At 67.9% G+C, this 14,699-nt stretch carries 19 protein-coding genes and 2 tRNA genes; 7 read left to right on the forward strand and 14 right to left on the reverse strand.

Annotated features, from left to right (window positions below):
• Positions 1–95: 95 nt before the first annotated feature.
• Complete coding sequence (locus tag ASE58_RS13885; RefSeq protein WP_055822547.1) at positions 96–767, forward strand: fasciclin domain-containing protein; 672 nt, start codon at positions 96–98, stop codon at positions 765–767.
• A gap of 337 nt (positions 768–1,104) precedes the next feature.
• Here the strand turns inward: ASE58_RS13885 and ASE58_RS13890 are convergent, their stop codons facing one another.
• From ASE58_RS13890 to pgsA, 3 genes are read right to left on the reverse strand one after another with little or no spacing between them, the layout of a single operon-like run.
• Positions 1,105–1,542, reverse strand: a complete 438-nt coding sequence (locus ASE58_RS13890; RefSeq protein WP_055822549.1) for a molybdenum cofactor biosynthesis protein MoaE — start codon at positions 1,540–1,542, stop codon at positions 1,105–1,107.
• Complete coding sequence (gene moaD, locus ASE58_RS13895; protein ID WP_055822556.1) at positions 1,539–1,796, reverse strand: molybdopterin converting factor subunit 1; 258 nt, start codon at positions 1,794–1,796, stop codon at positions 1,539–1,541. The genes ASE58_RS13890 and moaD overlap by 4 nt, the downstream gene beginning before the upstream one ends.
• On the reverse strand, positions 1,796–2,362 hold the full coding sequence (gene pgsA, locus ASE58_RS13900; RefSeq protein WP_055761838.1) for a CDP-diacylglycerol--glycerol-3-phosphate 3-phosphatidyltransferase: 567 nt from the start codon (positions 2,360–2,362) through the stop codon (positions 1,796–1,798). Before pgsA ends, moaD begins: the two co-directional genes overlap by 1 nt.
• A gap of 125 nt (positions 2,363–2,487) precedes the next feature.
• Here pgsA and ASE58_RS13905 point away from each other — a divergent pair, with 125 nt between their 5' ends.
• Entirely contained in the window at positions 2,488–3,792 is a 1,305-nt protein-coding gene (locus ASE58_RS13905) for an MFS transporter (protein WP_055822558.1), read from the forward strand.
• A 4-nt stretch (positions 3,793–3,796) separates the two neighbouring features.
• On the opposite strand, the gene ASE58_RS18215 is transcribed toward ASE58_RS13905, so the two are convergent.
• From ASE58_RS18215 to ASE58_RS13920, 4 genes are all read right to left on the reverse strand, one after another.
• Positions 3,797–3,952, reverse strand: coding sequence for a hypothetical protein (locus ASE58_RS18215; protein ID WP_200909371.1), 156 nt, complete (start codon positions 3,950–3,952; stop codon positions 3,797–3,799).
• 93 nt (positions 3,953–4,045) lie between these two features.
• On the reverse strand, positions 4,046–4,786 hold the full coding sequence (locus tag ASE58_RS13910) for a Crp/Fnr family transcriptional regulator (RefSeq protein ID WP_055822561.1): 741 nt from the start codon (positions 4,784–4,786) through the stop codon (positions 4,046–4,048).
• A gap of 146 nt (positions 4,787–4,932) precedes the next feature.
• Positions 4,933–5,008, reverse strand: a tRNA-Ala gene (locus ASE58_RS13915).
• A 120-nt stretch (positions 5,009–5,128) separates the two neighbouring features.
• Positions 5,129–5,446 carry a TIGR02300 family protein gene (locus tag ASE58_RS13920; protein WP_055822565.1) on the reverse strand — a complete coding sequence of 106 codons (318 nt, stop codon included), beginning with the start codon at positions 5,444–5,446 and terminating at the stop codon, positions 5,129–5,131.
• A gap of 101 nt (positions 5,447–5,547) precedes the next feature.
• Here ASE58_RS13920 and aroA point away from each other — a divergent pair, with 101 nt between their 5' ends.
• Positions 5,548–6,879 (forward strand): 3-phosphoshikimate 1-carboxyvinyltransferase, encoded by a 1,332-nt coding sequence (gene aroA / locus ASE58_RS13925; RefSeq protein WP_055822568.1) that lies wholly within the window; start codon positions 5,548–5,550, stop codon positions 6,877–6,879.
• The gene (cmk, locus tag ASE58_RS13930) at positions 6,876–7,499 is read left to right on the forward strand and encodes a (d)CMP kinase (RefSeq protein ID WP_055822573.1); all 624 of its coding nucleotides are present in this window, start codon (positions 6,876–6,878) and stop codon (positions 7,497–7,499) included. The genes aroA and cmk overlap by 4 nt, the downstream gene beginning before the upstream one ends.
• A 9-nt stretch (positions 7,500–7,508) precedes the next feature.
• Here cmk and ASE58_RS13935 read toward each other — a convergent pair whose 3' ends face one another.
• Complete coding sequence (locus ASE58_RS13935; RefSeq protein WP_055822576.1) at positions 7,509–7,835, reverse strand: hypothetical protein; 327 nt, start codon at positions 7,833–7,835, stop codon at positions 7,509–7,511.
• A gap of 141 nt (positions 7,836–7,976) precedes the next feature.
• On the opposite strand from ASE58_RS13935, the gene nadC reads away from it, so the two are divergent.
• The 3 genes from nadC to ASE58_RS13950 are packed head-to-tail and all read left to right on the forward strand — an operon-like array spanning position 7,977 to position 9,994.
• Positions 7,977–8,819: a carboxylating nicotinate-nucleotide diphosphorylase gene (nadC, locus tag ASE58_RS13940; RefSeq protein ID WP_055822577.1), complete on the forward strand. Its 843-nt coding sequence runs from the start codon at positions 7,977–7,979 to the stop codon at positions 8,817–8,819.
• A 27-nt stretch (positions 8,820–8,846) separates the two neighbouring features.
• Positions 8,847–9,278: a hypothetical protein gene (locus ASE58_RS13945; protein WP_055822580.1), complete on the forward strand. Its 432-nt coding sequence runs from the start codon at positions 8,847–8,849 to the stop codon at positions 9,276–9,278.
• Complete coding sequence (locus ASE58_RS13950; protein WP_055822583.1) at positions 9,275–9,994, forward strand: ribonuclease T2 family protein; 720 nt, start codon at positions 9,275–9,277, stop codon at positions 9,992–9,994. The genes ASE58_RS13945 and ASE58_RS13950 overlap by 4 nt, the downstream gene beginning before the upstream one ends.
• Here ASE58_RS13950 and ASE58_RS13955 read toward each other — a convergent pair whose 3' ends face one another.
• From ASE58_RS13955 to ASE58_RS13980, 6 genes are all read right to left on the reverse strand, one after another.
• Entirely contained in the window at positions 9,995–10,420 is a 426-nt protein-coding gene (locus tag ASE58_RS13955; protein ID WP_082468058.1) for a DUF4112 domain-containing protein, read from the reverse strand.
• Positions 10,421–10,425: 5 nt separating this feature from the next.
• Positions 10,426–11,814, reverse strand: coding sequence for an ABC transporter substrate-binding protein (locus tag ASE58_RS13960; protein WP_235513630.1), 1,389 nt, complete (start codon positions 11,812–11,814; stop codon positions 10,426–10,428).
• Between the two features lie 16 nt (positions 11,815–11,830).
• Positions 11,831–11,916, reverse strand: a tRNA-Leu gene (locus ASE58_RS13965).
• A gap of 37 nt (positions 11,917–11,953) precedes the next feature.
• The gene (gene mmsB / locus ASE58_RS13970) at positions 11,954–12,841 is read right to left on the reverse strand and encodes a 3-hydroxyisobutyrate dehydrogenase (protein WP_055822586.1); all 888 of its coding nucleotides are present in this window, start codon (positions 12,839–12,841) and stop codon (positions 11,954–11,956) included.
• Positions 12,842–12,852: 11 nt separating this feature from the next.
• On the reverse strand, positions 12,853–13,629 hold the full coding sequence (locus tag ASE58_RS13975) for an enoyl-CoA hydratase (protein WP_055822589.1): 777 nt from the start codon (positions 13,627–13,629) through the stop codon (positions 12,853–12,855).
• Positions 13,630–13,644: 15 nt separating this feature from the next.
• Entirely contained in the window at positions 13,645–14,679 is a 1,035-nt protein-coding gene (locus ASE58_RS13980) for an enoyl-CoA hydratase/isomerase family protein (RefSeq protein WP_055822592.1), read from the reverse strand.
• Between the last annotated feature and the right edge of the window lie 20 nt (positions 14,680–14,699).

The raw sequence follows: 14,699 nt of genomic DNA on the forward strand, positions 1-14,699 counted from the left end.
GTGGCGGAACCGTTCGCCTCGCCAAACCGTATTTCCCCGGTCGATGCCGCCTCCGGTATCGAATGTGTTTTGACCGCAACCACCGGAGAAAACCGATGATTCGCGCAACCATTTCGGCAGCCGCGCTCACTCTGTCGCTGACCGCAGCCGCCCATGCCCAGACGACGACCGCCCCGACTGCGCAGACCGGGGCAAAGACCCGCACCACCGCCACCGTGCAGACCCCCGTCGGCGGCGTGAACGCCGGCGTACAGGCCGATGCCAACGCCACGGCCAAGGCACCGGTGATGGTCGGCGGCGCGCCGATGCTGCCGACCCAGACCATCGTCGCCAACGCGTCGAAGGCCAGCAACCTCACCACGCTGGTGAAGGCGGTGCAGGCCGCCGACCTGACAGCCACCCTGTCGGGTCCGGGTCCGTTCACCGTGTTCGCGCCGACCAACGAAGCGTTCGGCCGCCTCGCCCCCGGCACGCTCGACTCGCTGCTGAAGCCCGAGCAGAAGGCATCGCTTGCGAAGGTGCTGACCTATCACGTCGTGGCCGGCAAGCTGGACGCAGCGGCGCTGAAGTCGCAGGTTGAAGCCGGCGGCGGTACCGCCACCCTGACCACCGTGGAGGGTCAGCCGCTCAAGGCGACGCTCGAGAACGGCGCGCTGGTGCTGACCGATGTCGGCGGCGGCAAGAGCTATGTCACGCAGTATGACGTCGAACAGTCGAACGGCATCGTCCATGTCGTAAACGGCGTGCTGGCCCCAAAGCTTGGCTGATCCGGGTTTTAAAAGTTTGAAGGAGCCGGGCGGGAGCAATCCCGCCCGGCTTTTTTGTTGTCCACCGCTCCACCCACTCCGTTCGGTTCGAGCAGCTTCGAGCTTGTCGAGAACGGCCTGCCAAGGGCGGAACACGTATAGGTCACCCCTGCGGAACCCCGTTCTCGATACGCGCTCTCGACAGGCTCGATCGCTACTCGAACCGAACGGGGTGGATGGAGGAAGGGAGAGTGAGAGGCAGGAGCGGATAAATCCAACTCCGTTCGTCCTGAGTAGCCATTGAGCGAAGCCGAAATGGCGTATCGAAGGACCGCCCCGGCCGCATCTCAACCCCCGCTCATCCCCATCGCGCCGCCGCCAGATCATCGCTCTCCCGCGCCTCGACCCAGCGCGCGTCGCTACCCCGCCGCTCGCGCTTCCAGAACGGTGCCCCGGTCTTCAACCGATCGATCAGGAACGCGCACGCCTCCAGCGCCGCCGCCCGGTGCCGCGCGGTCGCAGCGACGAACACCACCCGGTCGCCGGGCACCATCGGCCCGACGCGGTGCACGATGGTCGCCCGCGCCAGCGCCCAGCGCGCCAACGCCTGTTCGCACAATGCCTCCAGCGCGCGCTCGGTCGCGCCAGGATAATGTTCCAGCGCCAGTTCGGTCACGCCGTCGTCGCCGCGCACCAGTCCGGTAAAGGTTGCTACCGCCCCGGCATCGGCGGCCTCCACCGCGGCAAGCTCCACCGCCAGGTCGATCGGCGCTTCCTGTACGACGACCCGGATCACCCGCCGGTCACCGGGGGAAAGAGCGCGATCTCGCGCGCGCCGGCGATCGGCGTGTTGAGCGGCACGAACGCCTGGTCGACCGCCGCGCGCAGCCGCTGCCGGTCGGCGAATGCGGTCGCATGGCCGTCGCCCTGCCCCGCCAGCCAGTCGACCAGATCGGCGACCGTCACGACCTCGGCCGGCGGATCGACCCGCTCGCCCGCCATCCCCACACGTTCGCGCACCCACGCGAAATACAGCAGCTCGACCGTCATTACGTATCCATGTGGCGCAGGCCGAGGCGCAGATAGTCCCAGCCGGTGATCGCAGTCAGCGCGGCGGCACCCCACAAGCACACCAGCCCGGTGACGTGGACGAACGCCTGGCTCGGCACCGCACCCGCCAGGATCAGCGCACCGAACGCGACCAGCTGCAGCGTGGTCTTCCACTTGGCCAGCTGCGACACCGGCAACGACACCTGAATGCCGGCCAGAAACTCGCGCAGGCCCGACACCGCGATCTCGCGCAGCAGGATGACGAGCGCAGCAATCAGGTGGATACCGGTGATGATCGCGACATCGTGCCGCGTCCCGACCAGCATCAGGATGACCGCCGCCACCATGATCTTGTCGGCAATGGGATCGAGGAACACGCCGAGCTTCGACACGGTACCCTGCGCGCGCGCCAGATAGCCGTCGAAATAGTCGGTGATGCCCATCAGGCAGTAGAGCGCGAAGGCGATCGCATAGCCCGCCTCCCACATCGGCCACCACAGGAACGCGACCAGCAGCGGCACCGCGAAGATCCGCGACAGGGTGAGGATGTTGGGAAGCGTCAGCACAAGTGCGCGCTTAGCATCCCCGGCCGGTCTCGCGAAAGCGGCAAAACGGCGTTGAAGCAGGCGGACGTGCTGGCTACACCCGGACCAACCAAGCCGACAGGCACGTAGATCAGGTCGTACCCGGAATGAATAATGCGCTGGGGTTGCTGAAGCAGCGCCGTTTCCTGCCGCTGTTCGTCACCCAGTTTCTGGGCGCGTTCAACGATAATCTGTTCAAGCACGCGATGGTGCTGTTCGCGACATATCAACTGTTCAAGGACCCGGCGAGCGAACAGAATTTCAATGCATTGGCCACCGGCCTTGCGATCCTGCCGTTCGTGTTGCTGTCTGCCTTGTCGGGACAGCTGGCCGACACGCATGACAAGGCGCGGATCATCCGCATCGTGAAGACCGCCGAGATCGGCATCATGATCTATGGCGCGGCGGGCATGCTGGTCGCGCGCACCGGCTATGTCACGACCGGCGTCGTGATGATGCTGAGCGCAGTCGTGATGCTCGGCGTCCATTCGACCTTTTTCGGGCCGATCAAATACGCGATCCTGCCGCAGCATCTGGAGGATCATCAGGTGCTGGGCGGTACCGGGCTGATCGAGGCGGCGACCTATCTCTCGGTCCTGACCGGGACCATCGTCGCCGGATGGATCAGCGTCGAATATGCCGCCGCGCTGGTCGTCGTGGTGGCGATCATCGGCTGGTTCACCGGGCGACAGGTGCCGCCGGCCCCGCGCAGCGGCCCCGAACTGGTAATCAACTTCAACCCGTTCACCTCGTCCTGGCACCTGATCGCGGCGACAATGCATATCCGCCGCCTGTTCCTGGCGATCGTCGCGATCAGCTTCTTCTGGACGATCGGATCGGTGTTGATCGTGATCTTTCCCGTGCTGGTGAAGAATGTCCTAACCGCCGACCAGCAGGTCGCCTCGCTCACCATCGCGATCTTTTCGATCGGGGTGGCGATCGGATCGGTCATCATCAATGCGCTGCTGAAGGGCAAGATTTCGGCGCGCTATTCGCCCGCCTCGGTCGTTGCGATGGCGGTGTGCGTGCTGGCCTTCGCGTTCGAGGCGAAAGCGTGGGTGCCAGCACCCGATGGCACGCTCTACGGCGCGCTCGATTTCGTGACCCATCCGCAATCATTGTTGCTGCTCGGCACGCTGGCGCTGATCGCGATCTTCGGCGGCATGTTCGTCGTGCCGCTCTATGCGTTCCTGACGACGACCGTGACCAAGGATCAGACCGCGCGGACGGTGGCGGCCAACAACGTCGTCAACTGCGCGTCGATGACGATCGGCGCGATCGGGGTGATCCTGCTGACCAAGGCGGGTCTGGGGCCGACCGACATGCTGCTGCTGGTCGCGGGCATGTGCCTGGTGTCGGCATGGCTCGCCTGGCGCCTTCACCGCGCCTGCGACAAGGGCTGCCCGGCCTGACGCCTTACAGGAAGAAGGTGTAGAAGCAGATGAAGAAGGCGGTGAAGCTGACCGTGAACAGCTTCAGGTCGCTGTCGTCGCTGCGCACCGGCACGCTGGCGATGCGCGGCAGCGTGGCACGGAAGGGGTGACGGCGGGGTTCGGCGTTCGGCTTCATCATGGCCGGGTTAACGTTTTCTTTACCCTTTTGTCCCCTGCCGCAAATCCGGGCAGCTGTCCGATTACGGGACGGGTCGGGTAAGGCCGGGGAAGGTCAGCCGACGACCACCGCCCGGTCGAGGTGCAGATAGGCCGGGGTGAACGATGCCACCGCGCACAGCCGATCGAGATCGAGGATGGTCAGCCGCCGCCCGCCCCATTCGATCAGCCCGTCGCGCCGCAATTCCTGCACCATACGGTTCACATGCACCGGGGTCAGCCCGGTCGCCTCCGCCAGATCGGCTTGGGTCAGCGGAAATTCGCAGGTCGCCCCTGCGCACCGCCCGGTCGTCTGCAACCGGAAATAGACTTCGCAGAACAACAGCGCGATTCGTTCGCGGGCAGTGCGCAGGCCCAGGCTGGCGATCCATTCGCGCTGCGTGCCCATCGCGACATGGTTGTTCCACCACAGCGCGCGGACGATAACCGGCCGCTCGCGGCTCAGCAGCGCCAGCGCTTCGGGCGCCACCTCTGCCACCGTCATCGTCGTGATCGTGCCGACGGCATGGTCGGTCCGCGCCACCGCCTGTGGACAGGGATCGAACAGGTCGCCCGGCAGCAGCAGCGACAACAGCTGCCGCCGCCCGTCGGACAACTGGCGATAGCGACACCCCCACCCGTCGAGCACGAAATGGACGAAGCGCGGCACCTCACCCTCCGCCACCACATCACGCCTGGGCGCGACGATGCGCTGGCGCTGATCGAGCAACACGTCGAGCGCACGCCGATCGGCATCGGTCAGTTCGGCAAAGGCGAGCAAACGAGAACGAAAGCGCAGGTCACGGCCCCCTGTCATAGGGGCGTTCAGCTAGCGGCTATCGCGGCACCGCACGATATACTGGTTTAATCGGATGAAATTCCCGTCGCCCTTGCCGCGCGATCATCGGCGCCTGGGCGATGGACAACAAAAAACCCCGCATCGCTGCGGGGTTCTTTGGAAAATGGTGGAGCCGAGGGGGATCGAACCCCTGACCTCTGCAATGCCATTGCAGCGCTCTCCCAGCTGAGCTACGGCCCCGTCCATTTTGTCGAAGCCGCCGCTGGTCGGCGGCCTCGCGTCCCCGTTGGGGAGGAGCGCCCTCTATGCGGAGGGCGCTGGTTTGGCAAGCGCCTTTTGCGCCCGCCGCCCCAAAAAAAATCAACGCTCGGCTTCGTTGTCCTCGTCGGACGTATCGACGCCCAGGTCGTCGTCGCCGCCCAGATCGACATCATCGTCGGCCGACGGCTCGTCGTCGCCCTCGATGTCCAGATCGGCGTCGAGATCGGTATCCTTCTCGACCTTGTCGCTGACCTTGACCTGCTCGAACGGCAGGGGCTGCTTGGACTTCAGGATCGGCTCAGGATTCCAGTGCACGCCGCAATTGATGCAGGTGACAGGATCGTCCTTGCCAAGGTCGTAGAAGCGCGTCGCGCATTTCGGGCAGGTACGCTTCGTACCCCATTCCGGCTTCACCATGTGTAGCCCAAACCTTTCGGTGCTGTGGAAAACGGGGCGGAAACCCCGGATGGGGCCGCGCCTTGCCATAGCGGGCACGCGCTGTCAAAGCCGCCGGTCATATGCACGACGCCACCCCCACCCCGCTTTCCGTCGCCGCCAGCGGCCCGCTGACCGGCACCGCGCCCGTTCCCGGCGACAAGTCGATCAGCCACCGCTCGCTGATGCTCTCCGCGCTTGCCGTCGGCACCAGCCGCGTGACCGGCCTGCTCGAAGGGGAGGATGTGCTCGCCACCGCCGCCGCGATGCGGGCGATGGGCGCGACGATCACGCGCGGCGACGATGGCGTGTGGACGATCGATGGCGTCGGCGTCGGCGGGCTGCTGCAACCCGCCACCGCATTGGACATGGGCAATTCGGGCACCTCGACCCGGTTGCTGATGGGCCTCGTCTCCTCCCACGCGATCACCGCGACCTTCACCGGTGACGCCTCGCTCAGCAAGCGCCCGATGGGCCGCGTGATCGAACCGCTGTCGCAAATGGGTGCCGAGATCACTGCCAGCCCCGGCGGCCGCCTGCCGCTGATGCTGCGCGGCATCGTGCCTGCCGTGCCGATCGACTATACCCTGCCGGTCGCCTCGGCGCAGGTGAAGTCGGCGATCCTGCTCGCCGGGCTCAACACGCCGGGCATCACCCGCGTCGTCGAACCGGTCCCGACCCGCGACCATAGCGAACGGATGCTGCAAGGCTTCGGCGCGAAGCTGACCGTCGAGGACACCCCGGCCGGCCGCGTGATCGAGCTGCACGGCGAGGCGGAGCTACAGCCGCAGACGATCACCGTGCCGGGCGATCCGTCCTCCGCCGCCTTCCCGGTCGTCGCTGCGCTGCTGGTGCCGGGCAGCCATGTGACGATCACCAATGTCGGCCTGAACCCGACCCGCGCCGCGCTGTTCGACGTGCTGCGTGCGATGGGTGGCGACATCACCTTCGAGAACCCGCGTGACGTCGGTGGCGAGCCGGTCGCCGATCTCGTCGTCCGCGCCTCCGCGCTGACGGGGATCGAGGTCGATCCGGCGGTCGCGCCGTCGATGATCGACGAATTCCCGATCCTGTTCGTCGCCGCCGCGCTGGCGAAGGGCCGCACCGTCACGCGGGGGCTGGAGGAACTGCGGGTCAAGGAGAGCGACCGCATCACCACGATGGCGGAAGGGCTGCGCGCGATCGGCGCAACGGTGGAAGAAACCGAGGACGGCCTGATCATCGACGGCACCGGCGGCGACCTGCTGCCCGGTGGCGGCACGGTCGAGGCGAAGCTCGACCACCGCATCGCGATGAGCTTCGTCGTTGCCGGGCTGGTCTCGCGCGAGGCGGTCACCATCGACGACATGGCCCCGGTCGCCACCAGCTTCCCGACCTTCACCACGCTGCTGCGTGGCCTTGGCGCGTCGTTGTGATCATCGCGGTCGACGGCCCGGCGGCATCGGGCAAGGGCACCATCGCGCGGGCGCTGGCGAAGCATTACGGCCTGCCGCATCTCGACACCGGGCTGCTGTACCGCGCGGTCGCTACCCGCGTGCTGCGCGACGGGATGGACCCCACGCGCGAGGCGGATTGCGTCGCGGCGTCCGACTTCAGCGATTCGCTGCTCGACGATCCTTGGCTGCGCACCGACGAAGCCGGACAGACCGCCTCGATCGTATCGGCGCATCCGCTGGTGCGCTCGGCGCTGCTCCGCCGCCAACGCAAATTCGCGCAGCAGCCGGGCGGCGCGGTGCTCGACGGGCGCGATATCGGCACGGTCATCGCGCCCGATGCCGATGCCAAGCTGTTCGTGAAGGCCACGCCCGCGATCCGCGCCCGCCGTCGTCACAACGAACTGGCCAAGGCCGGGTCGAGCGTCACCTATGACCGGGTCCTTGCCGACATTCGCGCCCGCGACGACCGCGATTCGAGCCGCTCGACCGCCCCGCTGACCATGGCCGCCGACGCCGCCCCGCTTGATACCAGCTTCCTGTCGATCGAAGCCGCCGTCGAACGCGCCATTGCCATCGTCGAGGGGCAGCGGCGCGGCTGACGCCGGACGTCAGCTCGTCTGGGTGGTGGTCTGCGAAACGCCGTCGGGCCGCACCGCGATGACGCCGGGAATGCGCCGCAGCCGCCGCTCGAACGTCGCCACGCGCCCGCGCTTTGGCGCAGTGACCGCCAGCCCACCCAACATCTTGTACTCGTAGAGCAGCGTTCCGCCCTGCCGCCGGACCGCCGCGATGATCCGCCCGCGCTTTACCGCGGTATCGCAATCGCAGGTCACGATGAAGGAGCGGACCTCGGGCGACCGTCCCGACACCTGCGCCGCCGCCGGCGACAGCGGTGCCAGAATGGCCAATGCCGGAACGATCATCGCGAACTTCATGCCGTTACCCCTCTTGCAGGTCAGCCTGATCGTATACGGGGGTCGGTCTGAACCGACACTGACCAGCGACGTTGGTTTTTTACGAATCGGCGCGGGCAGCTATATAGGTCGCCGCTCCTTCTGCGATCGGACTGCTGCCCCATGATCCCCGGTTTCGACCTCCCCGCCTTCATCGCCGCGACGCTTGCCGAGGATATGGGGGATGCCGGCGACATCACCGCCGCCGCCGTGATCCCCGCCGATGCGGTATTCACCGGCATCATGGACAGCCGTGACGCGATCACCGTTGCCGGTCTCGACATCGCCGCCGCCTTCTTTTGCCATCTCGACCCCGCCGCCGAGATAGAAGCGCTGGTGGCCGATGGCGACGCCGTACCGGCGGGCACCGCGCTGATGCGGCTGCGCGGCAATGCCCGCGCGCTGCTGACCGCCGAGCGATCGGCGCTGAACACCGTCCAGCACCTCTCGGGCATCGCCACCCTCGCCGCGACCTACGTCGCCGCGATCGCCGGCACGGCCACGACGCTGCTCGACACGCGCAAGACCATTCCCGGCCTGCGCCTGCTGGAGAAGTACGCGACCCGCATGGGCGGCGCGACCAACCACCGCATGGGGCTGTGGGATGCGGCGATGATCAAGGACAATCACGTCGCGGTCGCCGGATCGGTCGGCGAAGCCACCGCGCGGGCCAAGGCGGCGGGGATCGAGCGGATCATCGTCGAGGTCGATTCGCTCGACCAGATCGAACCGGCGCTGGCTGCCGGGGCGACCCACCTGCTGCTCGACAACATGGCCCCGCCGACGCTCACCGAAGCCGTCACGATCATCGCCGGGCGAGTGCCCGCAGAGGCGTCGGGCGGGGTCCGGCTCGACACGATCCGCGCCATCGCCGAAACCGGCGTCACCTATGTCAGCGTCGGACGCCTGACCCAGTCGGCCCCGGCGGCCGATATCGGGCTGGATTTCACCCTCGACGCCGCATAACCAGCCAGGGTCATCAGGGAAGCCTCTATGCGTCCGTCTTCGATCATCCGGTTCGACCGGCTCTACCTCGCCTCGATCGCCGTCGGGCTGATCGGCAACGTCATCGAATGGCCGCTGACCATGGCGCGGCTGGCCGAAAACCCCGACACGGCGGCGCTGGGGTCGACCGCCACGGTGGCGGCCGGGGGCATGATCGCGGTGGGCGTGCTGATCGCACTGCTGCTGTGGTTCTTCATCGCGCAGCGCGGCAGCACCGTCGCCAAGTGGATTTTGGTGGCCTTTACCGTGTTCGCGATCGGCAGCCTCGCGGTCGGCTTTTCCAGCGGTGCGGTGATCCTCGACGCGGGCGGCATCTTGCGGTTGGTTGCGGTCGCGTTGCAGACGGCGGCGGTCATCTTCCTCTTCCGCCCCGACGCCGCCGCATGGTTCGCCCCGGCACAAGTGGACGAAGACATATGAAGCGCATCGCCCTCACCCTCGCCGTCCTGCTCGCGCCCGTCGCGGCACAGGCACAGACGCTGCAATGCTCCGCGCCGACCCAGGTCGAGCGCCCGCGCCCTGACCTGCCGACCCCGCAGCAGCCGCGCCGGGTCCTCCCGATCGGTAGCTACACGCTCGCCATCACCTGGAGCCCGGAATATTGCCGCACGCGCCGCGACGATGCGCGCAACGCCTTTCAATGCGGCGGCGCCAACCGCTTCGCCTTCACGCTGCACGGCCTGTGGCCCGATGGCGAGGGCAAGGACTGGCCGCAATATTGCGCCGCCGCCCCGATCCTGCCCGATGCGGTGATCGCGAAGAACCTGTGCGTCACGCCCTCGGCCCAGCTGCTCCAGCATGAATATGCCAAGCACGGCACCTGTATGGGCGTGCCCCCGGCGGCCTATTTCGACGAATCGCGCGCGCTGTTCCAGCGGCTGCGTTTCCCCGACATGATGGCCCTGTCGCGCCGCCCCAATCTGACCGCCGGACAGATCGCCAGCGCCATCGCGCGGCTGAATCCCGGCATGACCGCGCAGTCGATGCGGGTGACCACGAACCAGCGCGGCTGGCTGGACGAACTGTGGCTCTGCCTCGACAAGCGCCGCCGCTTTACGACCTGCCCGGCGCATCAGGGCGGCGTGACCGCCAATACCCGCGTCAAGATCTGGCGCGGCGGGCGTCAGGCGGGCTGATTACCCCTCGACCGTCACCGTCGCGGGGTGGTGGCGGTCGAGATGCTTGCGGATGATCCGCAGGTTGCGGGTGTTGGAGCGAAAGAAGAAGTCCGGCACCGCGCCGACGATCGGGATCAGCCCCAACGCCCAGTCGGTGCCGACATTGCCCGCCATCCGCGCCATCTGCCACTTCGACATGCCAAGGTTGCGGGCCTCCCACAGCATGTAGCTGCCCATCGCCGCGCCGATGAAGCTGCCCACGACGGGAATGAAGTTCAGCAGGAAGTCGAGGCCGACCGGCTGCTTCGTGCCGGGAATGGTCATCGACCGTTCCATCAGCCGCTCGATCGCCACCACGCGGCGACGTACGGCGTCGGGGTTCTTGTCGAGATGCCCGGCGATCTGTTCGAACATGTCGGGCGAGATGCGGTTCGGCTTTGCCATGTCCCTTATCTGGGGTCGGCGCGCAGATGGTTCAACGGATGCACCGCGCGGGCGTTGGTCTGGAACGCGCGCAGCCGGGGCGCGACCAGCGACCAGCGCCACGGCCGCGCCACGGGCACGAACGCGACGTCCGCCGCCATTGCCGCGTCCGCCGTCGCCAGCCGCTGTGCGCGTTCGGGCAGGTTGTCGGCATCGCGCGCGGCGGCAATCAGCGTCATCGCCTCCATCGAACAGGTGCGGCACGCGGTCGCCAGATACCAGCGGGCGCTGTCATAGGGGGCCACCCGGTCGACCAGCCGCAGCTCGGCCGGCGCGGTCATCGCCACCCGCTCGCCCGCGATACCGATCCGCGACAGCGCAGCGGCGATCCGCCCCCACAGCAACGTCGCGCCCGGCCCGTCCGGCAGCGCGACCCGCAACCGCACCGGCCGGCCAAAGGCCGCGACCTGCGCCCGTGCCGTCGCCCAGCGCTGCTCCTCGGTCAGGTTGCGCCATGCCGGCAGCGCCGGGTCGGCCGCCGAATCGAGCCGTTCGGGCAGGATCGTGTCCGCCTGCCCCCAGCCCGAATCGATCGCACCGGGCAGGTTCGCGCCCTGCACCGCCATCGCCACCGCCGCCCGCCCGAGCGCCGTCGACAGGAACCTGTCGCGCCCGACAAAGGCAAAGCCGAACAACCCGCGCGCCGGATCGACCCGCACATCGGCCGGGCGCGGGCTGGCGGTGGCGACCAGCGGCCAGTCGGCAAAGTCGCCGCCCAGCACCAGGTCGCTGCGCTTCTCGGCATAGCGCGCCACCGCCAGTGCCGCGCGGGCGCCCCGCAGCCGCACTTCGTCGGCGGCGACCGGCGGCGGTCCATCGGGATCGGCCGGCGCGCGCAGGCGGACACCCTGCCCCCGCAACCGGCGCAGCGGCCCGGTCCCCTGCGCACCCCGGATCACCGCCAGCTCGGGCTGGGCCAGCAGCGTCAGCAATTCGGTATTGGGGCGTCTCAGCCGCACCTCGATCACCTGCGGCGTCATCGCCACGATCTCGTCAATCGATCGCAGGAACGGCGTCAGCCGGTGGCCCGCCTCCACCCGCACCGCACGGCGCAGCGCGACCACGACCTGTTCGGCGGTGACGGGCCGCCCATCGCTCCACGTCGCATCGCCCAGCCGAAAGATATAGCTGCGCCCGTCATCGACCATGTTCCAGCGTTCGGCGAGGCCCGGCTCGACCTGTCCCGCGGCATCGAACCGCACCAGCCCCTGCGCCAGCGCGCTGCGCAGCAGGACGCGTTCGGCATCGCCCCGCGCGCCGTCCTCGATCGCGTCGACCATCACCGGCCGCTTGTCGCCCCCGCCGTCACAGGCCCCGACCGCCAGCAGCAGGGGAGCGAGGAACAGGATGCGCACGATGCCACCTCCATGCTGGTACGGACGGCGGGACTTGAACCCGCACTCCCGATGGGAAGCGGATTTTAAGTCCGCTGCGTCTACCGATTTCGCCACGTCCGCAGGCAAGGGGCGTTCCAAGCGGATCGCCGCGCGCCCGTCAAGCCGCCCCTTGCCGCAAGGTCTGGATGATGCCGGAGAAATCGGTCGCGGCGTGGCCGTCCTCGACGAAGCGGGCATAGAGTTCGGCGGCGCGCGCGCCCATCGGCGTGTCGGCCCCCGCGCCTGCTGCCGCCTGCATGGCGAGGCGCAGGTCCTTCAGCATCAGCGCGGCGGCGAACCCGCCCTGATAGCCGCGATCGGCGGGCGTTTCCGGACCCACGCCGGCAACCGGGCAATAGCTGGTCATCGACCAGCACTGGCCCGAACTGACCGAGGAAATGTCGTAGAAGGTCTGTGGGTTCAGGCCCAATTTCTCGGCCAGCGCGAACGCTTCGCACGTCGCGATCATCGATGCGCCGAGCAGCATGTTGTTGCACATCTTGGCCGCCTGCCCCGCGCCGCTTGCGCCCGCGTGGATCACCGCCTTGCCCATGTCGGACAGGAACGGTTCGGCCTTGGCAAAGGCCGCGTCGCTGCCGCCGACCATGAAGGTCAGCGCCCCGGCATTCGCCGCCGCGATCCCGCCCGATACCGGCGCGTCGACCGCGTGCAGCCCCTTGGCGCGTGCCGCCTCGGCGACCGCCCTCGCGGTGTCGACGTCGATCGTCGAACAGTCGATGAGCACCGCGCCGGTATCGACTGCATCGAACAGCGCGTCGCCATAAATCTGCGCGACGTGCGCCCCGGCGGGGAGCATCGTCACCACCGCCTGTGCACCGCTTGCGGCCTCGACCGCATCGGCTACGGCCAGACACCCCGCCGCCTTCGCCCGTGCCAGCGCGTCGGCCGACAGGTCGAACGCGCGGACGTCATGCCCCGCCTTCGCCAGATTGGCCGCCATGCCCCCGCCCATATTGCCGAGGCCGATAAACCCGATGCGTGCCATGATGCGCTCTCCTACCGCCCGGTCCAGTTACCCGGACGCTTTTCGACAAAGGCGGTCATGCCTTCCTTCTGGTCCGCCGTGCCGAACAGGCCGTGGAACAGGCGGCGTTCGAACTGGACCCCTTGCGAGAGCGTCGTGTCGAACGCGGCGTTGACCATTTCCTTGTTCGCCTTGACCGCCAGCGGGGCCATGGCGGCGATGGTAGCGGCGGTCTTCACCGCGTCCTCGACCAGATCGTCGGCGGGCACGATGCGCGCGACGAGGCCGCAGCGTTCCGCCTCTTCCGCGCCGATCATCCGCCCGGTCAGGCACATTTCCATCGCCTTGGCCTTGCCCACCGCGCGCGCCAGCCGTTGCGAGCCGCCCATGCCCGGCGTCACCGCCAGCTTGATCTCGGGCTGGCCGAACTTCGCGGTATCGGCCGCCAGGATGAAGTCGCACATCATCGCCAGCTCGCACCCGCCGCCCAGCGCGAAGCCAGCCACGGCGGCGATGATCGGCTTGCGGGTGCGGGTGAACGCGTCCCAGCCACTGAAGTGGTCGCCGCCATACATCGCGGCAAAATCCATTTCCTGCATCTCCTTGATATCCGCCCCGGCGGCGAACGCCTTGGCCGACCCGGTGATGACCGCGCAGCCTTGGCTCGGATCGGTGTCAAACGCGCGCATTGCATCCAGCAGTTCGGACAGGATCTGCCCGTTCAGCGCATTCAGCGCCTGTGGCCGGTTCAGCGTGACCAGCGTCACCGCATCACGGCGCTCGACGAGGATGGTTTCATAATCAGACATCGGGGTTCCTCGAACTCAGTACGGCTGCCATTCGTCGGCGGGGGAAAGGGGCGCGAAGATGCGGTCGATCATATGGTCGCTTACCGCCGCCGGGGTGGCGGGGTCCCATTTGGGCGCGTGATCCTTGTCGACGATCACCGCGCGCACGCCCTCGACGATGTCGGGGCGCTGCACGATGCGGGTGACGACGGCATATTCCTGCCGCATCTCGTCCTCGAAGGTCGGCATGGTCGCGCCGTCCAGCAGCAGCTTGAGCGACACCTTGCACGACAGCGGCGATCGCCCGCGGAGCGTCGCCAGCTGTGCCTGCGCCCAGTCCGATCGGTCCGCCTTCAGTGCGGCAAGGACTTCCTCGAAATCGTCGCTGGCGAACAGTCGGTCGATCGCCTCACGCTGCGCCAGGATCGGTGCATCGCCCGCCGGCATCGCGTGGTCGGACAGGATCGCCTCAGCGCCTTGCGGATCGGTGGCGATGGCCTGCTTGACCCCCTCCAGCGTGTCCGCTGGCAGCAGGTGCGTGGCTAGGCCCAGCGCCAGCATCTCGCTGCCGTCCAGTCTCGCACCGGTCAGCGCCAGATATTGGCCGATGCGACCGGGCAGGCGCGACAGATACCAGCCGCCGCCGACATCGGGGAACAGCCCGATCGCGGTTTCCGGCATGGCGAAGCGACTGTTCTCGGTCGCGATGCGGAAGCGGCACGGCTGCGAAATGCCGACCCCGCCGCCCATCGTCACCCCGTCCATGGCAGCGATGGTCGGCTTGGCATAGGTGAACAACCGGTGGTTCAGCCGATATTCGGTCGCAAAGAACGCGCGGGCGGCGGCGCCATCGGTGGCGCTGCTCTCGGCGATCATGCGGATGTCGCCGCCGGCGCAAAAACCGCGACCCTCGGCATGGTCGATCAGGATCGCATGGACCGCCGGGTCCTCGCGCCATGCCTCCAACGCGGCGAGCATGGCGTCGCACATCTCGTGATTGAGAGCATGGAGGGCCTTGGGCCGGTTCAGCCGGATGCGGCCGACGTGATTTTCGACGAACGTCTCGATCATGCCAGTTCCTCCCCGCTCGC

This window comes from Sphingomonas sp. Leaf9, from assembly GCF_001421355.1.
Taxonomy (GTDB): Bacteria; Pseudomonadota; Alphaproteobacteria; order Sphingomonadales; family Sphingomonadaceae; genus Sphingomonas.

Coding starts and splice junctions, on each gene's coding strand:
- ASE58_RS13885 (WP_055822547.1), top strand. CDS start 96: ATGATTCGCGCAACCATTTCGGCAGCCGCGCTCACTCTGTCGCTGACC.
- moaD (WP_055822556.1), bottom strand. CDS start 1,796: ATGACGGTCGAGCTGCTGTATTTCGCGTGGGTGCGCGAACGTGTGGGG.
- ASE58_RS13905 (WP_055822558.1), top strand. CDS start 2,488: ATGAATAATGCGCTGGGGTTGCTGAAGCAGCGCCGTTTCCTGCCGCTG.
- ASE58_RS18215 (WP_200909371.1), bottom strand. CDS start 3,952: ATGATGAAGCCGAACGCCGAACCCCGCCGTCACCCCTTCCGTGCCACG.
- ASE58_RS13910 (WP_055822561.1), bottom strand. CDS start 4,786: ATGACAGGGGGCCGTGACCTGCGCTTTCGTTCTCGTTTGCTCGCCTTT.
- ASE58_RS13920 (WP_055822565.1), bottom strand. CDS start 5,446: ATGGTGAAGCCGGAATGGGGTACGAAGCGTACCTGCCCGAAATGCGCG.
- aroA (WP_055822568.1), top strand. CDS start 5,548: ATGCACGACGCCACCCCCACCCCGCTTTCCGTCGCCGCCAGCGGCCCG.
- ASE58_RS13935 (WP_055822576.1), bottom strand. CDS start 7,835: ATGAAGTTCGCGATGATCGTTCCGGCATTGGCCATTCTGGCACCGCTG.
- nadC (WP_055822577.1), top strand. CDS start 7,977: ATGATCCCCGGTTTCGACCTCCCCGCCTTCATCGCCGCGACGCTTGCC.
- ASE58_RS13945 (WP_055822580.1), top strand. CDS start 8,847: ATGCGTCCGTCTTCGATCATCCGGTTCGACCGGCTCTACCTCGCCTCG.
- ASE58_RS13950 (WP_055822583.1), top strand. CDS start 9,275: ATGAAGCGCATCGCCCTCACCCTCGCCGTCCTGCTCGCGCCCGTCGCG.
- ASE58_RS13955 (WP_082468058.1), bottom strand. CDS start 10,420: ATGGCAAAGCCGAACCGCATCTCGCCCGACATGTTCGAACAGATCGCC.
- mmsB (WP_055822586.1), bottom strand. CDS start 12,841: ATGGCACGCATCGGGTTTATCGGCCTCGGCAATATGGGCGGGGGCATG.
- ASE58_RS13975 (WP_055822589.1), bottom strand. CDS start 13,629: ATGTCTGATTATGAAACCATCCTCGTCGAGCGCCGTGATGCGGTGACG.
- ASE58_RS13980 (WP_055822592.1), bottom strand. CDS start 14,679: ATGATCGAGACGTTCGTCGAAAATCACGTCGGCCGCATCCGGCTGAAC.